Below are 476 nucleotides of genomic sequence, written 5' to 3'. Positions count from 1 at the left end.
CTATGGGCGACGCGCACCCCCCCGGCAGCGAAAGTCAGCACGGGATTCACCGCAGACGAAATCGCCAGGTCCATCGAAGACGAACATGTTGGAATGATAGCGACGGCCGTCGTTGTCAAAAACCTGCGCATTGAAAATGTCCTTTGCAAGTCGAGGTGGAACCGTTTCAAGGGAGTGCCCGCCCGTCTACGGGCGCAGTTCGGTGCGTTGGCCAGGCCAATTTACCTGTCGAGGCATCCACCAATTGTTGCAGCCTCCGATGTGCATGTTGAGTGTTTTTGTTTCGGTGTAGTCCTCGACCGCGCGGCGTCCGAGTTCGCGACCGAGCCCGGATTGCTTGTAGCCACCGAACGGGAGCTCGGAGGCGCCATCCATGAAGGTGTTCATCCACACCGTTCCTGCCCGCAAGCTGCGCCCGAATGTCAGGCACGTATCGAAATCGCGGCTCCACACACTGGCGGAAAGGCCATAATCGG

At 59.0% G+C, this 476-nt stretch carries 1 protein-coding gene; it reads right to left on the bottom strand.

The features are described from left to right. Window positions 1-186: 186 nt before the first annotated feature. Window positions 187-476 (bottom strand): aldehyde dehydrogenase family protein (locus EH240_RS37480; RefSeq protein ID WP_125007298.1); only part of this gene is annotated, 290 nt, incomplete at its 5' end.

Source organism: Mesorhizobium tamadayense (assembly GCF_003863365.1).
GTDB lineage: Bacteria > Pseudomonadota > Alphaproteobacteria > Rhizobiales > Rhizobiaceae > Mesorhizobium > Mesorhizobium tamadayense.
Note: the sequence above shows the minus strand (reverse complement) of the source record. Positions and strands in the feature narration are given on the sequence as shown.